The organism is Streptococcus sp. 1032, from assembly GCF_013277015.1.
Taxonomy (GTDB): Bacteria; Bacillota; Bacilli; order Lactobacillales; family Streptococcaceae; genus Streptococcus.
Window position 1 is genome coordinate 1 of sequence record NZ_VMMD01000010.1, and the last position, 19,621, is coordinate 19,621.

A 19,621-nucleotide genomic window follows, 5' to 3' on the forward strand; every position below is an offset into this window, starting at 1 on the left:
TTACTTTGAGAAGTTACACAGAGGCTTTTCTTTGAGAATCGGGTGTGGAGCGGTTGACGAATAGGCCAAAAACTAGTAGAATAGTAAGGAAACTTTATACGGAGGAAAGAAATGGATTTGGGTGATAATGAGCTAACACTGACTCCCATACCTGGGAAAAGTGGCAAAGCTTATATGGGTAGCTATCCTGATGGGAAGCGTATCTTTGTAAAAATGAACACCTCTCCAATCCTACCTGGTCTAGCTAGAGAACAAATTGCTCCACAATTATTATGGAGTCGCCGTTTGGCAGATGGGCGTGATATGTGTGCTCAAGAATGGTTGACAGGCAAGATATTGACCCCCTATGATATGAATCGTAAGCAAATCGTCAATATTTTAATCCGTCTGCATCGCTCACGTCCGTTGATGACACAGTTGAGTCGTTTGGGCTATGCCATGGAAACACCTGTAGATTTACTACAGTCTTGGCAGGAAACGGCTCCAGATGCTTTGCGTAAAAATCATTTTATCAGTGAAGTGATGGCTGATTTACGTCAGACTATTCCAGGATTTAGAGAGGACTATGCGACCATTGTCCATGGAGATGTACGACATAGTAATTGGATTGAGACAGATAGTGGCTTGATTTATTTGGTAGATTGGGATTCGGTTCGCTTGACCGACCGCATGTTTGATGTGGCCCATATGCTCTGCCATTATATTCCAGAACATCAGTGGAAGGAGTGGTTAACCTACTACGGTTACAAGTACAATCAAACGGTATTAAATAAATTGTATTGGTACGGTCAATTATCTTACTTGAGCCAGATTTCCAAGTATTATATGAACCAAGATTTAGAAAATGTTAATCGGGAGATTCATGGCTTGCGTCACTTCCGAGACAAGTATGGAAAGAGAAGATGAGAGTTAGAAATCGTAAAGGGGCGACAGAATTACTAGAGGCAAATCCCCAGTATGTGGTTCTCAATCCCTTGGAATCCAAGGGAAAATGGCGGGACCTGTTTGGCAATGACAATCCCATTCATGTGGAAGTTGGAAGTGGAAAGGGTGCCTTTGTTTCAGGAATGGCCAAGCAGAACCCTGACATCAACTATATCGGGATTGATATTCAAAAGTCTGTTTTGAGCTACGCTTTGGACAAGGTGCTTGAAGTTGGAGTGCCTAACATCAAGCTCTTGTGGGTAGATGGTTCTGACTTGACTGACTACTTTGAAGACGGTGAGATTGATCGTTTGTATCTGAACTTTTCAGATCCTTGGCCGAAAAAACGCCATGAAAAGCGTCGTTTGACCTATAAGACCTTCTTGGATACCTTCAAGCGTATCTTACCTGAAAATGGTGAAATTCATTTCAAGACGGATAACCGTGGCTTGTTTGAGTACAGCCTAGTGAGCTTTTCTCAGTATGGCATGAAGCTCAATGGTGTTTGGCTTGATTTACATGCCAGTGATTTTGAAGGCAATGTCATGACAGAATACGAGCAAAAATTCTCCAACAAGGGGCAAGTTATCTACCGAGTTGAGGCAGAATTTTAAGAAATAGCCTGAAATCAGGCTGTATAAGTGCTTTTGCTTTACATAAGTTAGCAAATGTGATATACTAAGGGTAAGAATATGAGAAAGTGAGGCGGGGAAATATCTTCGCCTCTTGCTTATGAGGAGGTGGACGCAATCGCAACAATCGTAGAATTAGTCAGAGAAGTTGTAGAACCTGTCATAGAAGCGCCTTTCGAACTCGTGGATATCGAGTATGGAAAGATTGGCAGTGACATGATTCTCAGTATTTTTGTAGATAAACCTGAAGGAATTACCTTGAACGACACAGCAGACTTGACAGAAATTATCAGTCCTGTCCTAGACACCATCAAGCCAGATCCCTTCCCAGAACAATATTTCCTAGAAATCACCAGTCCAGGCTTGGAACGTCCTTTAAAAACCAAGGATGCCGTTGCTGGAGCGGTTGGGAAATACATCCATGTCGGGCTCTACCAAGCCATCGATAAGCAAAAGGTCTTTGAAGGAACCTTGTTGGCCTTCGAAGAGGATGAATTGACCATGGAATATATGGACAAGACGCGTAAGAAAACTGTCCAAATTCCATACAGTTTAGTATCAAAAGCACGTTTAGCAGTTAAATTATAGAAAAAGAAAGGATAGCTTTTGAGGATTCAAAAGTGAAGAAAACATGAGTAAAGAAATGCTAGAGGCCTTCCGCATTTTGGAAGAAGACAAGGGAATCAAAAAAGAAGATATCATCGACGCAGTAGTAGAGTCGCTTCGTTCCGCTTATCGCAGACGCTATGGTCAATCAGACAGCGTAGCTATTGACTTTAACGAAAAAACAGGTGACTTTACAGTTTATACTGTCCGTGAAGTTGTTGATGAAGTATTTGATAGCCGTTTGGAAATCAGTTTGAAAGATGCTCTTGCCATTAATTCAGCCTATGAACTTGGAGACAAAATCAAGTTTGAAGAAGCACCTGCTGAGTTTGGTCGTGTAGCAGCCCAATCTGCTAAACAAACCATCATGGAAAAAATGCGCAAGCAAACACGTGCTATCACTTACAATACTTACAAAGAACATGAGCAAGAAATCATGTCTGGTACAGTAGAACGCTTTGACAACCGCTTTATCTATGTCAACCTCGGCAGCATCGAAGCCCAATTGTCAAAACAAGACCAAATTCCTGGTGAAGTTTTTGCTTCTCATGATCGTATTGAAGTTTATGTCTACAAGGTTGAAGACAACCCTCGTGGCGTCAACGTCTTTGTTAGCCGTAGCCATCCAGAAATGATCAAACGTTTGATGGAGCAAGAAATTCCTGAAGTTTATGATGGAACTGTTGAAATCATGAGCGTGGCTCGTGAAGCTGGTGACCGTACGAAGGTTGCAGTTCGTAGCCATAATCCAAACGTGGACGCTATCGGTACAATCGTTGGACGTGGTGGTGCTAATATCAAGAAAATTACTAGCAAATTCCACCCAGCTCGTTACGATGCCAAGAGCGACCGTATGGTGCCAATCGAAGAAAATATCGACGTTATCGAGTGGGTAGCAGATCCAGCTGAATTTATCTACAATGCCATCGCTCCTGCTGAGGTTGATCAAGTTATCTTTGATGAAAACGATAGCAAACGTGCCTTGGTGGTTGTTCCAGATAACAAGCTTTCTCTTGCCATCGGTCGTCGTGGACAAAATGTTCGCTTGGCGGCTCACTTGACTGGTTACCGTATCGATATCAAGTCTGCTAGCGAATTTGAAGCCATGGAAGAAGCTGGTTCGGTAGATTTGGAAGCAGAAAACGATACTGTAGAAGAATAAAAGCTGCTAGAGGAGGGAAAGATGAAAACGAGAAAAATCCCTTTGCGCAAGTCTGTCGTGTCTAACGAAGTGATTGATAAGCGTGATTTGCTCCGCATTGTCAAAAACAAAGAAGGACAAGTCTTTATCGATCCGACAGGCAAGGCCAATGGCCGCGGCGCTTATATCAAGCTAGACAATGCAGAAGCCTTAGAGGCGAAAAAGAAGAAAGTCTTTAACCGCAGCTTTAGCATGGAAGTGGAAGAAAGCTTTTATGACGAGTTGATCGCTTATGTGGATCACAAAGTGAAAAGAAGAGAGTTAGGACTTGAATAAGCAAAAGATAAGCAATCTCTTGGGACTTGCTCAGAGAGCAGGGCGGATTATATCGGGTGAAGAATTGGTGGTCAAGGCCATTCAAGACGGCAAGGCCAAGTTGGTCTTTCTAGCCCATGATGCTGGACCCAATCTGACCAAGAAGATTCAAGATAAAAGTCATTATTATCAAGTAGAAATTGTAACCGTGTTTTCAACACTGGAATTAAGCATAGCAGTCGGAAAATCGAGAAAGGTTTTGGCTGTAACAGATGCTGGATTTACAAAGAAAATGAGGTCTCTTATGGAATAGAAGAGGAGGACATGATTTGTCTAAGAAAAGATTGTACGAAATCGCAAAAGAACTTGGAAAAGAAAGTAAAGAAGTTGTAGCGCGTGCAAAAGAGTTGGGCTTGGATGTGAAAAGCCACTCATCAAGTGTGGAAGAAGCTGTCGCTGCAAAAATCGCTGCCAGCTTTAAGCCTGCAGCTGCTCCGAAAGCAGAAGCAAAACCTGCAGTACCAAAAGCAAGTACAGAAAAGAAAGCCGAAAAGTCTGAACCAGCTAAACCAGCTGTAGCCAAGGAAGAGGCAAAACCAGCTGAGGCAGTCGCTCCGAAGGCAGAAAAAGTAGCGGCTAAACCGCAAAGTCGTAATTTCAAGGCTGAGCGTGAAGCACGTGCTAAAGAGCAGGCAGAACGACGCAAGCAAAATAAGGGCAATAACCGTGACCAACAACAAAACGGAAACCGTCAGAAAAATGACGGCCGTAATGGCGGAAAACAAGCTCAAGGCAACCGCGACAATCGTCGCTTTAATGACCAAGCTAAGAAGCAGCAAGGTCAGCAAAATCGTAGAAATGAGCGCCGTCAGCAAGAGGACAAACGTTCAAATCAAGCGGCTCCACGTATTGACTTTAAAGCCCGTGCAGCAGCCCTAAAAGCAGAGCAAAATGCAGAGTATGCGCGTTCAAGTGAGGAACGCTTCAAGCAGTATCAAGCGGCTAAAGAAGCCTTGGCTCAAGCTAACAAACGCAAGGAACCAGAGGAAATCTTTGAAGAAGCGGCTAAGTTAGCTGAACAAGCGCAACAAGCACAGCAAGTTCAAGCAGTGGTTGAAGTCGTCCCTGAGAAAAAAGAACCTGCAGTAGATACACGTCGTAAAAAACAAGCTCGACCAGACAAAAATCGTGACGATTATGATCACGAAGAAGATGGTCCTAGAAAACAACAAAAGAATCGAAGTAGTCAAAATCAAGTGAGAAATCAAAAGAATAGTAACTGGAATAACAACAAAAAGAATAAAAAAGGCAATAACAAGAACAACCGTAATCAGACTCCAAAACCTGTTACAGAGCGTAAATTCCATGAATTGCCAACAGAATTTGAGTATACAGATGGTATGACCGTTGCGGAAATCGCAAAACGTATCAAACGTGAACCAGCTGAAATCGTTAAGAAACTCTTTATGATGGGTGTCATGGCCACACAAAACCAATCCTTGGATGGGGAAACCATTGAACTCCTCATGGTGGATTATGGTATCGAAGCTAAGCAAAAGGTTGAAGTGGATAATGCCGACATCGAACGTTTCTTTGTCGAAGATGGTTATCTCAATGAAGATGAATTGGTTGAGCGTCCACCAGTTGTAACTATCATGGGACACGTTGACCACGGTAAAACAACCCTCCTAGATACCCTTCGTAACTCTCGTGTTGCGACAGGTGAAGCGGGTGGTATCACTCAACATATCGGTGCCTACCAAATCGTGGAAAATGGCAAGAAGATTACCTTCCTTGATACACCAGGACACGCGGCCTTTACATCAATGCGTGCGCGTGGTGCTTCTGTTACCGACATTACCATCTTGGTCGTAGCGGCAGATGATGGGGTTATGCCTCAGACAATCGAAGCCATTAACCACTCAAAAGCAGCGAACGTTCCAATTATCGTAGCTATCAACAAGATTGATAAACCAGGTGCCAACCCAGAACGCGTTATCGGTGAATTGGCAGAGCATGGTGTCATGTCAACTGCTTGGGGTGGAGATTCTGAATTTGTTGAAATCTCGGCTAAATTCAACCAAAACATCGAAGAATTGTTGGAAACAGTCCTTCTTGTGGCTGAAATCCAAGAACTCAAGGCAGACCCAACAGTGCGTGCGATCGGTACAGTTATCGAAGCGCGCTTGGATAAAGGAAAAGGTGCGGTCGCAACCCTTCTTGTTCAACAAGGTACCTTGAATGTTCAAGACCCAATCGTTGTCGGAAATACCTTCGGTCGTGTCCGTGCTATGACCAACGACCTTGGTCGTCGTGTTAAGGTAGCAGGTCCATCAACACCAGTTTCAATCACAGGTTTGAACGAAGCGCCAATGGCGGGTGACCATTTTGCTGTTTATGAGGATGAAAAATCTGCGCGTGCAGCCGGTGAAGAGCGTGCCAAACGTGCCCTCATGAAACAACGCCAAGCTACTCAACGTGTCAGCCTTGAAAATCTCTTTGATACCCTTAAAGCTGGTGAACTCAAATCTGTTAACGTTATCATTAAGGCTGACGTACAAGGTTCTGTTGAAGCCCTTTCTGCCTCACTTCAAAAGATTGATGTGGAAGGTGTTAAAGTAACCATCGTCCACTCAGCGGTTGGTGCTATCAACGAATCAGACGTGACTCTTGCTGAAGCTTCAAATGCCTTTATCGTTGGTTTCAACGTACGCCCTACACCACAAGCTCGTCAACAAGCAGAAGCTGACGATGTGGAAATCCGTCTCCACAGCATTATCTATAAGGTTATCGAAGAGATGGAAGAAGCCATGAAAGGGATGCTTGACCCAGAATTCGAAGAAAAAGTTATCGGTGAAGCAGTTATCCGTGAAACCTTCAAGGTGTCTAAAGTCGGAACTATCGGTGGATTCATGGTTATCAACGGTAAGGTTACCCGTGACTCTAAAGTTCGTGTTATCCGTGACGGTGTCGTTATCTATGATGGCGAACTCGCAAGCTTGAAACACTACAAAGACGACGTGAAAGAAGTTACAAACGGTCGTGAAGGTGGATTGATGATCGATGGCTACAATGATATCAAGATGGATGATGTGATTGAGGCCTACGTCATGGAAGAAATCAAGAGATAATAGAGAAACGATAGCTCATTTGACTCGTCGTCAACAGCGCCTTGATGAACTTCAGTTCTATCTAAGGCTTGTTTCCTAGATTCAAATGGCTCTAGTTCCTCTATCTAATAAAAATAGCTAGGTCTGCTGGCCTAGCTTTTGGTTCAAAGTAGAGAAAGGAATATCATGGCAAATCATTTCCGTACGGATCGTGTGGGCATGGAAATCAAGCGTGAAGTCAATGAGATTTTGCAAAAGAAAGTCCGTGATCCGCGTGTCCAAGGCGTGACCATCACAGATGTTCAGATGCTAGGTGACTTGTCTGTTGCCAAGGTTTACTACACCATTTTGAGTAACCTTGCTTCAGATAATCAGAAAGCCCAAATCGGGCTTGAAAAAGCAACTGGTACTATCAAACGTGAACTTGGTCGCAATTTGAAATTGTACAAAATCCCAGATTTGACCTTCGTCAAAGACGAGTCCATCGAATATGGAAACAAGATTGACGAAATGCTACGCAATCTGGATAAGAACTAAGAAGAGGGGCAACCCTCTTTTTTGGTGGAGGAAAATAGGTGGAATTTGAAATGGAAAAATATTCTTTTAAAAAAGGGATTCTGTATTTTTTAATGTTATCTAATTAGAAAATGCTTTTTTTTTTAGGAAATATGATATGATGATTTCATAAATAAAAGGAGATTCTATCAATGAATAATGTAAAAAAAGTTTGTCGTTTAGCTTTGCTATGTCTTTCCGTTTCTACTCTAGTTGCTTGTAGTTCTCTTTCTGAAAAAACAAGTAGCTCTTCTAGTGAGAATCAAACAGAAGCTTCATCTAGTAGTTCTGAAAAGAAAGGATTGTTTGCTAAAGCAAAAGAAAAACTCAGTTCAAGCGATTTTAACCCACAAGATGTTAGCGATACGACAATTGAGTCTATAAAAACCTATGAAGATTACTTGATTATGAATGAGAAAATAATCGATAATTACTATACAGAAGCAGACGAAGCTTTTAAAGGAACTGTTTTAGAAGATAGCGCTGCTATCCAAGAACTAAAAGATAGCACTAAAAAAGAAATGGAAGATTTGAAAAAACAATATGGTCCATTAAAGAAAGCACCGATTCAAGGGAAAGAAGAAGTGATTAAGACTCTAAAAGATTATCGTGATAATCTACATGAACAAGTGGAGCAGTGGAAAGCTAGTCTTTAATAGGAAGAGTGGAGTTCAATATGGATTATAAATTATTGCCACATGAATATATGGTTATGAATAGTGACCATGTGAGTTTTGGGAAAAATGGTTTGTCTACAGATGAATTAATTTTAACGAATCTACACTTAATATATATCAAAAAAGGTTTGTGGGGAGGAAAAAAAGACCAAGTTACCATTCCTATTAACCAGATTAAAATTTTTGAAGGGAAACCTCAAGTTTCAGTAACCAAAACCAATGGTGTGAAACGGCTGGAAATTTATTATAATGGCGGACAAGCTATCTTTGCATTTAATAATACTAAGGATACTGACAAGTGGGCTAGAAACATTATTAAATTGATTTCAGGTGATACAAGTAATTTTGAAACCTTGGGGGATAGTAGCTTGTTTGGAGCAGATGTTTTAGCAGAAACATTTAAGGATACATTTGACACTTTTAAAGCAGGGCTTGGGATTAAGGATGCAGAGCCAGAAAAGATTTCAACCAAGTGTAGCTTTTGTGGAGCACCTTTGTCAGGTCAAGTGAAGCAAACAGTAAGATGTGCCTATTGTGATATGGAGCAGAGTTTATAAGGGGGCAATTAAATGGGGTTGATAAAAGCCATCACAGATTCTATTGGTGGGACATTTGCAGACCAGTGGAAAGAAATTATCACAATTCAAGCTTTTGATGAACATACAGCTGTAAGTCCAGGTATTGTTCAAGAAAGTAATAATGGTAGGGGTGTCAATACGAAGGGATCTGTAGGTGTTATTTCGAACGGATCCAAGATTTTTATTCCAGAAAATACTGCTGCCTTTATCTTTAGTCAGTCTGGTATCGAGGAAATTATTACAGAACCAGGTGGATATGAATACCAAAATGGTGAGAGCAGTGTTTTTAACGGTGATGGATTGAAAAAGTCACTGTTTGACAATGTTGTTAATCGTGTTGGATTCGGTGGTCAAAGTGATCAGCAAAAACAGATTTGTTTTGTTAATTTGAGAGAAATTCGTGATATTAAATTTGGGACTCGCGGTCCAGTCATGTATAATGATTTGTTTTATGGGACAGATTTAGAAGTACGTGCTTTTGGAACATTTTCTATCCAAATTACAGATGCTAAGCAATTTATCAGAAACTTTCTTCCTGCCAATGTGACTTATTATACCTTTGATAGCGCTCAAGCTAGATCACAAATAGTGACAGAGTTTCTTCAATCTTTTATTGTTGCACTTAATTCCTTGTCAACAACTTATCGTATTTCACAATTACCCTCACAAGCTGCAGTTCTTGCGGAACAGGTATCAAATGATGGACAGTATGCAGGGACTTGGAAAGAACGTTTTGGATTTGAGATTGTAAAAGTTGCCATTGCTAATATTGAGTTCTCACCAGAATCTAAGGAATTGGTTAAACAATTTTCATCAAATAAGATGAATTTAAAAGCTTATGATGATGTATCGCAGAAATCTTCTAATATTGCAGCACAACAAAAAATTGCATCAGGAGTGGAGCAACATGGTCTAGGTGATAGTGCTGGAATGATATTTGGTATGAATATGGCACAAGGTTTAGATGAAAAAGCCATGAAACCAAGTCTATCATTAGATGAGCAAATCGAAGCCCTTACAAAACTAAAATCTCTTTTAGATGCAGGGATACTATCCCAGGAAGAATTTGATCGAAAGAAAAAAGAAATTATGGATTTATAAGATGAAGCTCGAAAGCTCATAGTTATACTCAATGAAAATCAAAAAGCAAACTAGGAAGCTAGCCGCAAGCTGTACTTGGGTACGGTAAGGCTACGCTGACGTGGTTTGAATTTGATTTTCGAAGAGTATTAGTGTGTATTCAAGGAACATTTTAGGTAAAACAATAATAGACTATCGTTCACAGATAGAATATCATGTTGTAAAGGTAGGAGTTGAATATTCGAGCTGTCTCTACAAAGACTATTAAAAATCTTTAACAAATAAGTTGCTAAGGATTTTTTGAAAATTTTTGAGGAGAATTTGAAACATACTTTAAAAGAGTATGCTATCATAGAATATAACTTACAGAAGTAAAAGGAGTTTGTATATGGCTGAACAAGAGTTAGCTATGCAAGTATTGCAACAAGTGGTGAAATTACCTGTTGTTAAGGTTGATCGTTCGAAATTTTTAGTGGATAAGTTTTCCAAAGAATTGGATCCAAAAGATATTCCTACCTTATTGGAACAAGGTCCAACGACTCTTCTATCTCAAGAAATCTTAGATCGTGTAGCTAATGCTTGTATTCGGGACAATGTATTATTAGCGAGTGGGACTTCTGTTGTTGCTGGATTACCTGGAGGGCTTGCTATGGCAATTACCATACCAGCGGATGTAGCTCAATTTTATGCTTTTTCTTTAAAATTAGCTCAAGAATTAGGTTATATTTATGGATATGAGGATCTTTGGGCTTCACGCGATGAGTTGAGTGAAGATGCTCAAAATACCCTCTTGCTTTATCTAGGCGTCATGTTGGGGGTAAATGGAACCGCTGCCTTGCTACGTGCTGGTGGTATAACAATTGCCAAACAGGTAATGAAAACAGTACCTAATAAAGCTTTAACAAAGACGCTTTGGTACCCTATTTTGAAAAAAGTCTTAAAAATATTTGGTGTGAATCTGACCAAGGGAGGGTTGGCCAAAGGAATGGGGAAATTTATACCTATCTTGGGAGGTATCATTTCTGGAGGATTAACCTTTGCAACTATGAAACCGATGGGGGAAAGCTTGCAGAAAGAATTGTCCAAGCTAGTCAACTATAGTGAAGTTCAATATCAAGAAGATGTTGAAACAATCCGAAAAGAGGCTGAAATCCTCGAAGGAGAGTAATATGGGACTCATAAAAATTCTAGCTAAAACTTATGGGAATTACTTTTTGACCATGCAAGGTGTAAAAGTAATGAAAACGATAAAGAAAGATGACCACGCCGTTGTTGGTCTGGGAAAACTTTTTATTGCTGACAAGTTAATGGATACGGCTCGGTGGCTCATTAAGCCAGAGGATAAAAAATGAAATTTTTCTGGGGACTTCTTGCCATTATTTTTATCAAACCGATTATTGGGATTGTGAAATTCTTTTGGATGATCATCTCTTTTGCAGTCCAATTGCTGTTTTACAAGCTATTATTTAAAATATTGGATTGGCTCTTTAAACTTATTTAGATGATAATCCAAGTCACAGAGAACTAGCAAGTCTTGTACTGCTAGTTTTTTAATCTCTTTCCATATGGTATAATATAAGCAGTAAAATCATTTTAGAACATACATGGAGGTCGTCATGGACAATATCATCGATGTGTCAATTCCTGTTGCAGAAGTGGTGGATAAGCATCCAGAAGTCTTGGAAATCCTAGTGGAGCTGGGTTTTAAACCCCTTGCTAATCCCTTGATGCGTAATACTATCGGTCGCAAAGTATCGCTTAAACAGGGTTCTAAGCTAGAAGGAACTCCTATGGACAAGATTGTCCGCATGCTGGAAGCAAATGGCTACGAAGTGATTGGATTAGACTAATGGCAGATGAACGGATTCATATTCTACGGGATATTTTGTTAGAATTGCACAATGGCGCTTCTCCTGAGTCGGTTCAAGAGCGCTTTGATGCGACCTTTGCGGGTGTCTCAGCCATAGAGATTTCCCTCATGGAGCACGAGCTGATGAACTCAGACTCAGGTGTCACCTTTGAAGATGTTATGGAACTCTGCGATGTCCATGCTAATCTTTTTAAAAATGCTATCAAAGGTGTCGAAGTAGAGGATACTGAGCATCCAGGTCACCCAGTTCGGATTTTCAAAGAAGAAAATCTGGCTCTCCGTGCGACCTTGATTCGCATTCGTAGATTGTTAGATACCTATGAGTCTATGGAAGATGAAGAAATGCTGGCGGAGATGCGTAAGGGTTTGGTGCGTCAGATGGGACTTGTAGGTCAATTTGATATTCATTACCAACGTAAAGAAGAACTTTTCTTTCCTATCATGGAGCGCTATGGACACGATTCACCTCCCAAAGTTATGTGGGGAGTGGATGACCAGATTAGGGAACTCTTTCAAACAGCTTTAGCGACAGCCAAGTCACTACCAGAAGTGTCGATTAGCACTGTAAAGGAAACTTTTGAAGCCTTTGCGACAGAGTTTGAAAGTATGATTTTCAAGGAAGAGTCCATCCTTCTCATGATTCTTCTTGAGTCCTTTACCCAAGATGATTGGCTTCAGATTGCAGAGGAGAGCGACGCCTATGGCTATGCTATTATCCGTCCGTCTGAGAAATGGGTGCCAGAACGCCAGAGTTTTGTTGAGGAAAAGAGTGAAGAGGAGCCTGTACAGCTAGATACGGCAGAGGGTCAAGTTCAGCAGGTTATTGATACGCCAGAAGGACAGTTTACCATTACCTTTACCCCTAAGGAAAAGGAAGCAGTGTTGGACTGCCATAGTCAACAGGCTTTTGGCAATGGCTATCTCTCCGTCGAGCAGGCCAATCTCATCCTCAATCACCTCCCTATGGAGATTACCTTTGTCAATAAAGACGATATTTTCCAGTATTACAATGACAATACGCCAGCTGATGAGATGATTTTCAAACGGACGCCGTCCCAAGTTGGGCGCAATGTTGAACTCTGTCATCCGCCTAAGTACTTGGACAAGGTCAAGACTATCATGAAGGGGCTTCGTGAGGGAAGCAAAGATAAGTATGAAATGTGGTTCAAGTCTGAGTCGCGAGGTAAGTTTGTCCACATCACCTACGCTGCAGTGCACAATGAAGATGGGGAATTCCAAGGTGTGTTGGAGTACGTTCAGGATATTCAACCCTACCGTGAGATTGATACGGACTATTTCCGTGGATTAGAATAAGGAGAAAAAATGAGTTACGAACAAGAATTTATGAAGGAATTTGAAGCTTGGGTTAATACACAGATTATGATTAACGACATGGCGCACAAGGAAAGCCAAAAAGTCTACGAAGAAGACCAAGACGAGCGTGCCAAAGATGCCATGATTCGCTACGAAAGTCGCTTGGATGCTTATCAGTTCTTGCTTGGTAAGTTTGAAAACTTCAAGGCAGGTAAGGGATTCCATGATTTACCAGAGGGATTGTTTGGTGAGCGGAATTATTAAATGAGATAGATTCTTGATTTTTTACTAAAATCTTGATAGAATATTTATATTAAATCCTTGTCAGAACAGGGGTTTTTTATTGAAAGGATTTTATCATGTCAAAGAAACTCAATCGTAAAAAACAATTACGAAATAGCCTCCGTCGTGCAGGCGCTTTTTCAAGTACTGTGACTAAGGTTGTAGAAGAGACAAAGAAAGTCGTGAAACGTGCAGAACAGTCAGCAAGCCAAGCTGGTAAGGCTGTTTCTAAAAAAGTTGAACAAGCAGTGGAAGCTACCAAAGAGCAAGCTCAAAAAGTAGCCAATTCTGTAGAAGATTTTGCAGCAAACTTGGGTGGACTTCCACTTGATCGTGCTAAGACTTTCTATGATGAAGGAATTAAGTCTGCTTCAGATTTCAAAAACTGGACTGAAAAAGAACTCCTTGCCTTGAAAGGAATCGGCCCAGCTACCATCAAGAAATTGAAAGAAAATGGCATCAAATTCAAGTAATTTTTCTTGTGCCTTGCATTTCCGTCAAAATCTTGCTACAATAGAGCCATTAGAGGTGTTTTGAATCCCACATTTTACAGAAAGTGGCGGCGCTGAGAAGTCCACAAATGTGTCAAAACTGGTTGCTAATGGATGAAAATGAAATAAACAAAGTTGCGGGCAACTGCCCGAAATTGGGTGGTACCGCGGATAAGCACATTCGTCCCTGTCATGTAGATGGCAGGGGCGATTTTTTGTAGAAAACGAGGTATAAGGATGACAAGAACTGAACTGCCAGAACGATTAGAAACAGAACATCTCGTTTTACGAGTCCGTACTGTGGCGGATGCTGAGGATGTCTTTGACTATGCTAGTTTGCCAGAGGTCGCCTATCCAGCAGGTTTTCCTCCAGTCAAGACCTTGGAAGATGAGATTTACTATCTGGGGCATATCCTTCCTGAGCGCAATCAAAAGGAAAATCTCCCAGCTGGCTATGGAATTGTCGTCAAAGGAACGGATAAAGTCATTGGTTCTGTTGACTTCAATCATCGCCACGAAGACGATGTGCTGGAGATTGGCTATACCCTGCACCCAGACTATTGGGGTCGAGGCTATGTACCAGAAGCAGCACTTGCCTTGATTGACTTAGGATTTAAAGAACTGGGGCTTCATAAGATTGAACTGAGTTGTTTTGATTATAATGTCCAAAGTCAACGAGTCGCAGAAAAACTTGGATTTACCCTCGAAGCTCGCATAAGAGACCGTAAAGATATTCAAGGAAACCGCTGTGATGATTTGAGATATGGCTTGCTGAGGAGTGAGTGGGAGGTAATTTGATGCATCTTTTCATCATTGGTGCTCCAGCCTCAGGAAAAATGACGATTGGTCAAGAACTGTCTCAACTGACGGATTCTACCCTCTTTTATAACCATCAAGCCATCGATTTTGCACTAGAAATCTATCAGGATTATACAGAGGAGATGTGGGAATTTGTTCGTGGAATTACCTTTTCTTTCCTTGGAGCAAGTGCAAGAAATCAGCGATCAGTAATTTTAACAGACGTAATTGATTTTTCAAATCAGTACCAGCTGATGTATTTGAAGCAAATTCAGGATTTGTTGGACGACTATCATCAAGAGATTCTTTTTGTGGAGTTGGAAACAAGTCTTGAGGAGCGCTTACATCGAAATCGAACGGAGAACCGGTTGAAGCACAAACCCTTAAAACGACATATTGAGGTATCTGAAAGAGAAATTTTGGAGACTACTGAAACACTTCAATTAAATTCCCAACATCAACCAAATGAGTTGCACCACTACCTTAAAATAAATAATACGAATCTGTCTGCAGAAGAAGCTGCTAAGCAAATTCAAAATAAAATGAACAAAATAGAGAAAGGACACACACATGTCTAAAGAACTTTCACCTAAATACAATCCAGCCGAGGTTGAGGCTGGTCGTTACCAAAAATGGCTTGATGCTGATGTTTTCAAGCCTTCAGGAGATCAAAAGGCTAAGCCTTATTCAATCGTTATTCCACCACCAAACGTAACTGGTAAGCTTCACCTTGGTCACGCTTGGGATACGACTTTGCAAGATATCATCATCCGTCAAAAACGCATGCAAGGTTTTGATACCCTTTGGCTTCCAGGGATGGACCACGCGGGGATTGCGACTCAGGCTAAGGTTGAGGAGCGTTTGCGTGGAGAGGGCATTACGCGTTACGACCTCGGTCGTGAAAAATTCCTAGAGAAAGTCTGGGAATGGAAAGACGAATATGCCACTACTATTAAGGAACAATGGGGCAAGATGGGGCTCTCTGTAGACTATTCTCGTGAGCGTTTCACTCTTGACGAAGGTTTGTCAAAAGCTGTTCGTAAGGTCTTTGTGGACCTTTACAAGAAAGGCTGGATCTACCGTGGTGAATTTATTATCAACTGGGACCCAGCTGCTCGCACTGCCCTTTCTGATATCGAAGTTATCCATAAGGATGTGGAAGGTGCCTTCTACCACATGAATTATATGCTGGAAGACGGTTCACACGCCCTTGAAGTTGCGACAACTCGTCCTGAGACCATGTTTGGGGACGTTGCGGTTGCGGTCAATCCAGAAGACCCACGCTACAAGGACTTGATTGGTAAAAACGTTATCCTTCCAATCGCTAATAAATTGATCCCGATCGTTGGAGATGAGCATGCTGATCCTGAGTTTGGTACTGGTGTCGTGAAAATCACGCCTGCCCACGATCCAAACGACTTCTTGGTTGGTCAACGTCACAATTTGCCGCAAGTCAACGTCATGAACGACGACGGAACTATGAATGAGCTTGCCTTCGAGTTTGCAGGTATGGACCGTTTTGAAGCTCGTAAGGCAGTTGTTGCTAAATTGGAAGAAATCGGGGCCCTCGTTAAAATCGAAAAACGTGTCCACAGTGTTGGTCACTCAGAGCGTACAGGTGTTGTGGTTGAACCACGCTTGTCTACTCAATGGTTCGTTAAGATGGACCAATTGGCTAAGAACGCCATTGCCAACCAAGACACAGAGGACAAGGTAGAATTTTACCCTCCACGTTTCAACGATACCTTCCTTCAATGGATGGAAAATGTTCACGACTGGGTTATCTCTCGTCAGCTCTGGTGGGGTCACCAAATCCCTGCTTGGTACAATGCTGAGGGTGAAATGTACGTCGGCGAAGAAGCTCCTGAAGGTGACGGTTGGACTCAGGACGAAGACGTCTTGGATACTTGGTTCAGTTCTGCCCTTTGGCCATTCTCAACTATGGGCTGGCCTGATGTCGACTCAGAAGACTTCAAACGTTACTTCCCAACTTCAACCTTGGTTACAGGTTACGACATCATCTTCTTCTGGGTATCTCGTATGATCTTCCAATCATTGGAATTTACTGGTCGTCAGCCATTCCAAAACGTGCTTATCCACGGTCTCATCCGTGACGAGCAAGGACGCAAGATGTCTAAATCTCTCGGTAACGGTATTGACCCAATGGATGTCATCGAGAAATACGGTGCCGATGCCCTTCGTTGGTTCCTTTCAAACGGTTCTGCGCCAGGACAAGACGTGCGCTTCTCTTACGAGAAAATGGATGCTTCATGGAACTTTATTAACAAGATTTGGAACATCTCTCGCTACATCCTTATGAACAATGAAGGCTTGACTCTTGAGCAAGCGACTGCCAATGTGGAAAAAGTTGTCAACAAGGAAGCTGGGAATGTCACAGACCGCTGGATTCTCCACAACCTCAATGAAACCATCGGAAAAGCTACTGCTAACTTTGACAAGTTTGAATTTGGTGTGGCTGGACACATCCTCTACAACTTCATCTGGGATGAATTTGCGGACTGGTATGTTGAGTTGACCAAGGAAGTACTTTACAGCGAAAATGAAGAAGAGAAAGTCATCACACGCTCTGTTCTTCTTTACACCTTGGACAAGATCCTTCGTCTCCTCCACCCAATCATGCCATTCGTGACAGAGGAAATCTTTGGACAAATCTCAGAAGGCTCAATCGTCACAGCAGCATACCCAACTGTCAACCCAGCCTTTGAAGACCTTGCGGCCCACACAGGTGTCGAAAGTCTCAAAGACTTGATCCGTGCCGTTCGGAATGCGCGTGCGGAAGTAAACGTAGCACCAAGCAAGCCTATCACCATCCTTGTTAAGACAAGCGATAGCGACTTGGAAGCCTTCTTTAACAGCAATGTCAACTACATCAAACGCTTCACAAATCCAGAACACCTGGAAATCGCATCAACTATTCCTGCACCTGAACTGGCTATGTCAAGCGTCATCACTGGAGCAGAAATCTACCTGCCACTAGCAGACCTCCTTAATGTCGAAGAAGAATTGGCTCGTCTCGACAAGGAACTGGCTAAATGGCAAAAAGAACTGGATATGGTCGGTAAGAAGCTCTCTAACGAACGCTTCGTAGCCAATGCCAAACCAGAAGTCGTCCAGAAAGAACGCGACAAACAAGCCGACTACCAAGCGAAATACGACGCGACCGTAGCACGTATTGATGAGATGAAGAAGTTGGTGAAATAAAGGAGGAAATTAAGGCGATAAAGTTATTTTTTGAACATAAATATTTATTTATTTTTAGTGGAATTGTTTTACTTGTTCTGATAGGAATTATTTATTATTTGGTAGAAAAATTAATATTAAATTATTTTACTAAGATTGATTATAAAAAGAAATACGACATTAATAAATTACAAAATATGATTGAGTTACGAGAAGATCGTGAGAGAAACTATATATATTATGGTATAGACTACTGGGTATGGTAAAACAATCACTGATGTTTTGCATTTTTCGAAAATAACTCCTAGAATTTTTGGGAATGGAGATAGAGAAACAATATATCTGAGAGAATTAAGATTTATTCCGACTAATATTTCTCAAAATATCAACTCTTATGGTGACAATATCTACGGTGATAAGATTGGAGGAGATAAATTTGAGAATAATAATGGGGTACAAAATATTAATATCACAAAGTATCAAGTAATCGAACCTCTTGAAAAATTATTGATGAAAAATGAGTTATCAGAAAATGATAAAAATAAAATCAAAGACTTTATCAATAATCTTTCTAAAGATAATTCTTCAGAGAGTGAGAAATCTGGAATAATTGAAACATTAAGTAACTACATAGGAGTAATCGGAGGGATAGCTGGTATAATTGATGTGTTACATAATTTTCAAATACTTTAAATTAGAATATTATATAATTTAGAAAACTATAATTTTGATTTTGAAAATTAGTGAATAATAAATTTCTTTATTTTTTTGATATATAAATTGTTCTATTCTAGAAACCAGCTTACTACACAACAAACCATCTAAGTTCGAACCGACCTGAGAAGTACAACATTGCAGCTTTCTTCTCAGGTGTTGGGAGAATTGAGTTGGGATTTGAACAGACCAACGAGTTCAGAGTGGTGTATGCCAATGACTTCGATAAGTCTGCGCGTCAGACTTACTGGCCCATTTATTCAGATATATCTTGATAATCATATTATTCAGTCACTGAAGAAAAACAATTGAAAGGAACTTTCTATGCAACCAACTTACAACATTGACAACCCAAACTTGTCTTATGAAGCTAAGCGTGACTTATGGCAGATTGGTTTTGGTCTGCAGAAAGTTGACAATCTAGTGCCATCAGCTTATATGGAATCTTTGGCTGAGAAACAGTCTCGGGGAGAACTGACTTATGAGCAGGTTTATGAGGATGCAACGTTTTATCATCATACCATTGATGCAAGTACGGAGGAGGCAGACTTGGTTTCTCTACGTATTGTAGAACTATTGTCTCGAAGAGGCTTTAGCTTCAGTCCTGCGACCTTACTTGCTATTCATAAGGAGTTGTTTCAAGATATATTTGAAACCTCTATTCCGGTGGGGCAATTTCGTCAGACCAATATCACAAAGAATGAACCTGTTTTGAATGGTGAAAGTGTTGTGTACTCTGATTACTCCATGATTCAAATGACATTGGATTATGATTTTAATCAGGAAAAACAAGTTACATATTCGACACTAACCCAGGCGAATATGGTTAAAAAAATCCAGCATTTTATTTCAGGAATCTGGCAGATTCATCCATTTCGCGAAGGAAACACTCGGACGGTAACGGTCTTTTTGATTCAGTATCTTCGTGAGTTTGGTTTTGATATTGATAATACACCATTTCAGCAACATGCCAAGTATTTTCGTGATGCCTTGGTATTAGATAATGCAAAGATTTTACAGCGACGTCCTGAGTTTTTAACAGCTTTTTTTGAAAATCTCTTGCTCGGTGGTCAAAATGATCTGTCATCAGAAAAGATGTATCTAGAACTCGATCTTTAAAAATCCTAATACTGAGTAAACATTGAATTTTAGGAAAAAAATGAAGTAAATATTCCTACAAGAAAACGCATATCATCAAAGATTTAGGTCGCTTGATAATATGTGTTTTTTTTTATTTTATAGATTGCTCGTTTAAACTCTATTTATTTCGTACTTTCAGTGCTATTCGGATTTTATTTTCGTGTACAATTTCAGCTATTCTTGTTATAATCAG

At 40.8% G+C, this 19,621-nt stretch carries 22 protein-coding genes and 1 pseudogene; all 23 read left to right on the plus strand.

What is annotated here, in order from left to right; genetic code table 11:
• Window positions 1–111 precede the first annotated feature (111 nt).
• The 23 genes and pseudogenes from HT711_RS02645 (at window position 112) to HT711_RS02755 (ending at window position 19,407) form a co-directional block, all read left to right on the plus strand.
• On the plus strand, window positions 112–906 hold the full coding sequence (locus HT711_RS02645; protein WP_112444998.1) for a phosphotransferase family protein: 795 nt from the start codon (window positions 112–114) through the stop codon (window positions 904–906).
• Entirely contained in the window at window positions 903–1,538 is a 636-nt protein-coding gene (gene trmB / locus HT711_RS02650; protein WP_112445000.1) for a tRNA (guanosine(46)-N7)-methyltransferase TrmB, read from the plus strand. Before HT711_RS02645 ends, trmB begins: the two co-directional genes overlap by 4 nt.
• A 126-nt stretch (window positions 1,539–1,664) precedes the next feature.
• Window positions 1,665–2,144 carry a ribosome maturation factor RimP gene (gene rimP / locus HT711_RS02655; protein WP_001808691.1) on the plus strand — a complete coding sequence of 160 codons (480 nt, stop codon included), beginning with the start codon at window positions 1,665–1,667 and terminating at the stop codon, window positions 2,142–2,144.
• Between the two features lie 43 nt (window positions 2,145–2,187).
• On the plus strand, window positions 2,188–3,324 hold the full coding sequence (nusA, locus tag HT711_RS02660) for a transcription termination factor NusA (RefSeq protein WP_000032285.1): 1,137 nt from the start codon (window positions 2,188–2,190) through the stop codon (window positions 3,322–3,324).
• A 21-nt stretch (window positions 3,325–3,345) separates the two neighbouring features.
• The gene (locus HT711_RS02665) at window positions 3,346–3,639 is read left to right on the plus strand and encodes a YlxR family protein (RefSeq protein ID WP_000857562.1); all 294 of its coding nucleotides are present in this window, start codon (window positions 3,346–3,348) and stop codon (window positions 3,637–3,639) included.
• Window positions 3,632–3,931 carry a YlxQ-related RNA-binding protein gene (locus HT711_RS02670; RefSeq protein ID WP_001041390.1) on the plus strand — a complete coding sequence of 100 codons (300 nt, stop codon included), beginning with the start codon at window positions 3,632–3,634 and terminating at the stop codon, window positions 3,929–3,931. Before HT711_RS02665 ends, HT711_RS02670 begins: the two co-directional genes overlap by 8 nt.
• A gap of 16 nt (window positions 3,932–3,947) precedes the next feature.
• Window positions 3,948–6,749 (plus strand): translation initiation factor IF-2, encoded by a 2,802-nt coding sequence (gene infB / locus HT711_RS02675; RefSeq protein WP_173234448.1) that lies wholly within the window; start codon window positions 3,948–3,950, stop codon window positions 6,747–6,749.
• Window positions 6,750–6,914: 165 nt separating this feature from the next.
• Complete coding sequence (gene rbfA, locus HT711_RS02680) at window positions 6,915–7,265, plus strand: 30S ribosome-binding factor RbfA (RefSeq protein WP_001273601.1); 351 nt, start codon at window positions 6,915–6,917, stop codon at window positions 7,263–7,265.
• Between the two features lie 170 nt (window positions 7,266–7,435).
• On the plus strand, window positions 7,436–7,939 hold the full coding sequence (locus HT711_RS02685) for a hypothetical protein (RefSeq protein ID WP_001067003.1): 504 nt from the start codon (window positions 7,436–7,438) through the stop codon (window positions 7,937–7,939).
• 20 nt (window positions 7,940–7,959) lie between these two features.
• Window positions 7,960–8,517, plus strand: a complete 558-nt coding sequence (locus HT711_RS02690; RefSeq protein ID WP_173234450.1) for a hypothetical protein — start codon at window positions 7,960–7,962, stop codon at window positions 8,515–8,517.
• A 12-nt stretch (window positions 8,518–8,529) separates the two neighbouring features.
• Window positions 8,530–9,639, plus strand: a complete 1,110-nt coding sequence (locus tag HT711_RS02695; protein WP_173234452.1) for an SPFH domain-containing protein — start codon at window positions 8,530–8,532, stop codon at window positions 9,637–9,639.
• A gap of 367 nt (window positions 9,640–10,006) precedes the next feature.
• Entirely contained in the window at window positions 10,007–10,786 is a 780-nt protein-coding gene (locus HT711_RS02700; RefSeq protein ID WP_173234454.1) for a hypothetical protein, read from the plus strand.
• 1 nt (window position 10,787) lies between these two features.
• Entirely contained in the window at window positions 10,788–10,970 is a 183-nt protein-coding gene (locus HT711_RS02705) for a hypothetical protein (RefSeq protein WP_050252318.1), read from the plus strand.
• 264 nt (window positions 10,971–11,234) lie between these two features.
• The gene (locus HT711_RS02710; protein WP_173234456.1) at window positions 11,235–11,468 is read left to right on the plus strand and encodes a DUF1858 domain-containing protein; all 234 of its coding nucleotides are present in this window, start codon (window positions 11,235–11,237) and stop codon (window positions 11,466–11,468) included.
• A complete protein-coding gene (locus tag HT711_RS02715; RefSeq protein WP_173234458.1) occupies window positions 11,468–12,802 on the plus strand; it encodes a DUF438 domain-containing protein in 1,335 nt (444 codons plus the stop codon). Before HT711_RS02710 ends, HT711_RS02715 begins: the two co-directional genes overlap by 1 nt.
• Window positions 12,803–12,811: 9 nt before the next feature.
• Window positions 12,812–13,066 (plus strand): DUF1912 family protein, encoded by a 255-nt coding sequence (locus tag HT711_RS02720; RefSeq protein WP_000119707.1) that lies wholly within the window; start codon window positions 12,812–12,814, stop codon window positions 13,064–13,066.
• 95 nt (window positions 13,067–13,161) lie between these two features.
• Entirely contained in the window at window positions 13,162–13,557 is a 396-nt protein-coding gene (locus tag HT711_RS02725) for a helix-hairpin-helix domain-containing protein (protein ID WP_000038635.1), read from the plus strand.
• A 255-nt stretch (window positions 13,558–13,812) separates the two neighbouring features.
• A complete protein-coding gene (locus tag HT711_RS02730; protein WP_188110921.1) occupies window positions 13,813–14,373 on the plus strand; it encodes a GNAT family protein in 561 nt (186 codons plus the stop codon).
• Window positions 14,373–14,951, plus strand: a complete 579-nt coding sequence (locus HT711_RS02735; protein WP_173234462.1) for an AAA family ATPase — start codon at window positions 14,373–14,375, stop codon at window positions 14,949–14,951. The genes HT711_RS02730 and HT711_RS02735 overlap by 1 nt, the downstream gene beginning before the upstream one ends.
• Window positions 14,944–17,595, plus strand: a complete 2,652-nt coding sequence (locus HT711_RS02740) for a valine--tRNA ligase (RefSeq protein WP_173234464.1) — start codon at window positions 14,944–14,946, stop codon at window positions 17,593–17,595. The genes HT711_RS02735 and HT711_RS02740 overlap by 8 nt, the downstream gene beginning before the upstream one ends.
• A 261-nt stretch (window positions 17,596–17,856) precedes the next feature.
• A complete protein-coding gene (locus HT711_RS02745) occupies window positions 17,857–18,267 on the plus strand; it encodes a hypothetical protein (protein ID WP_050265970.1) in 411 nt (136 codons plus the stop codon).
• Between the two features lie 158 nt (window positions 18,268–18,425).
• Window positions 18,426–18,536, plus strand: a pseudogene (locus tag HT711_RS02750) (DNA cytosine methyltransferase); the annotation flags it as partial.
• Between the two features lie 76 nt (window positions 18,537–18,612).
• Window positions 18,613–19,407, plus strand: coding sequence for a Fic/DOC family protein (locus HT711_RS02755; protein ID WP_050265972.1), 795 nt, complete (start codon window positions 18,613–18,615; stop codon window positions 19,405–19,407).
• Window positions 19,408–19,621 lie beyond the last annotated feature (214 nt).

What these genes read in the sequence shown, in the direction of transcription:
- nusA (WP_000032285.1), top strand. Translation starts at nt 2,188, where the DNA reads ATGAGTAAAGAAATGCTAGAGGCCTTCCGCATTTTGGAAGAAGACAAG.
- rbfA (WP_001273601.1), top strand. Translation starts at nt 6,915, where the DNA reads ATGGCAAATCATTTCCGTACGGATCGTGTGGGCATGGAAATCAAGCGT.
- HT711_RS02725 (WP_000038635.1), top strand. Translation starts at nt 13,162, where the DNA reads ATGTCAAAGAAACTCAATCGTAAAAAACAATTACGAAATAGCCTCCGT.
- HT711_RS02705 (WP_050252318.1), top strand. Translation starts at nt 10,788, where the DNA reads ATGGGACTCATAAAAATTCTAGCTAAAACTTATGGGAATTACTTTTTG.
- HT711_RS02645 (WP_112444998.1), top strand. Translation starts at nt 112, where the DNA reads ATGGATTTGGGTGATAATGAGCTAACACTGACTCCCATACCTGGGAAA.
- HT711_RS02695 (WP_173234452.1), top strand. Translation starts at nt 8,530, where the DNA reads ATGGGGTTGATAAAAGCCATCACAGATTCTATTGGTGGGACATTTGCA.
- HT711_RS02735 (WP_173234462.1), top strand. Translation starts at nt 14,373, where the DNA reads ATGCATCTTTTCATCATTGGTGCTCCAGCCTCAGGAAAAATGACGATT.
- HT711_RS02665 (WP_000857562.1), top strand. Translation starts at nt 3,346, where the DNA reads ATGAAAACGAGAAAAATCCCTTTGCGCAAGTCTGTCGTGTCTAACGAA.
- HT711_RS02755 (WP_050265972.1), top strand. Translation starts at nt 18,613, where the DNA reads ATGCAACCAACTTACAACATTGACAACCCAAACTTGTCTTATGAAGCT.
- HT711_RS02740 (WP_173234464.1), top strand. Translation starts at nt 14,944, where the DNA reads ATGTCTAAAGAACTTTCACCTAAATACAATCCAGCCGAGGTTGAGGCT.
- HT711_RS02710 (WP_173234456.1), top strand. Translation starts at nt 11,235, where the DNA reads ATGGACAATATCATCGATGTGTCAATTCCTGTTGCAGAAGTGGTGGAT.
- HT711_RS02720 (WP_000119707.1), top strand. Translation starts at nt 12,812, where the DNA reads ATGAGTTACGAACAAGAATTTATGAAGGAATTTGAAGCTTGGGTTAAT.
- HT711_RS02685 (WP_001067003.1), top strand. Translation starts at nt 7,436, where the DNA reads ATGAATAATGTAAAAAAAGTTTGTCGTTTAGCTTTGCTATGTCTTTCC.
- HT711_RS02730 (WP_188110921.1), top strand. Translation starts at nt 13,813, where the DNA reads ATGACAAGAACTGAACTGCCAGAACGATTAGAAACAGAACATCTCGTT.
- trmB (WP_112445000.1), top strand. Translation starts at nt 903, where the DNA reads ATGAGAGTTAGAAATCGTAAAGGGGCGACAGAATTACTAGAGGCAAAT.
- HT711_RS02690 (WP_173234450.1), top strand. Translation starts at nt 7,960, where the DNA reads ATGGATTATAAATTATTGCCACATGAATATATGGTTATGAATAGTGAC.
- HT711_RS02700 (WP_173234454.1), top strand. Translation starts at nt 10,007, where the DNA reads ATGGCTGAACAAGAGTTAGCTATGCAAGTATTGCAACAAGTGGTGAAA.
- HT711_RS02715 (WP_173234458.1), top strand. Translation starts at nt 11,468, where the DNA reads ATGGCAGATGAACGGATTCATATTCTACGGGATATTTTGTTAGAATTG.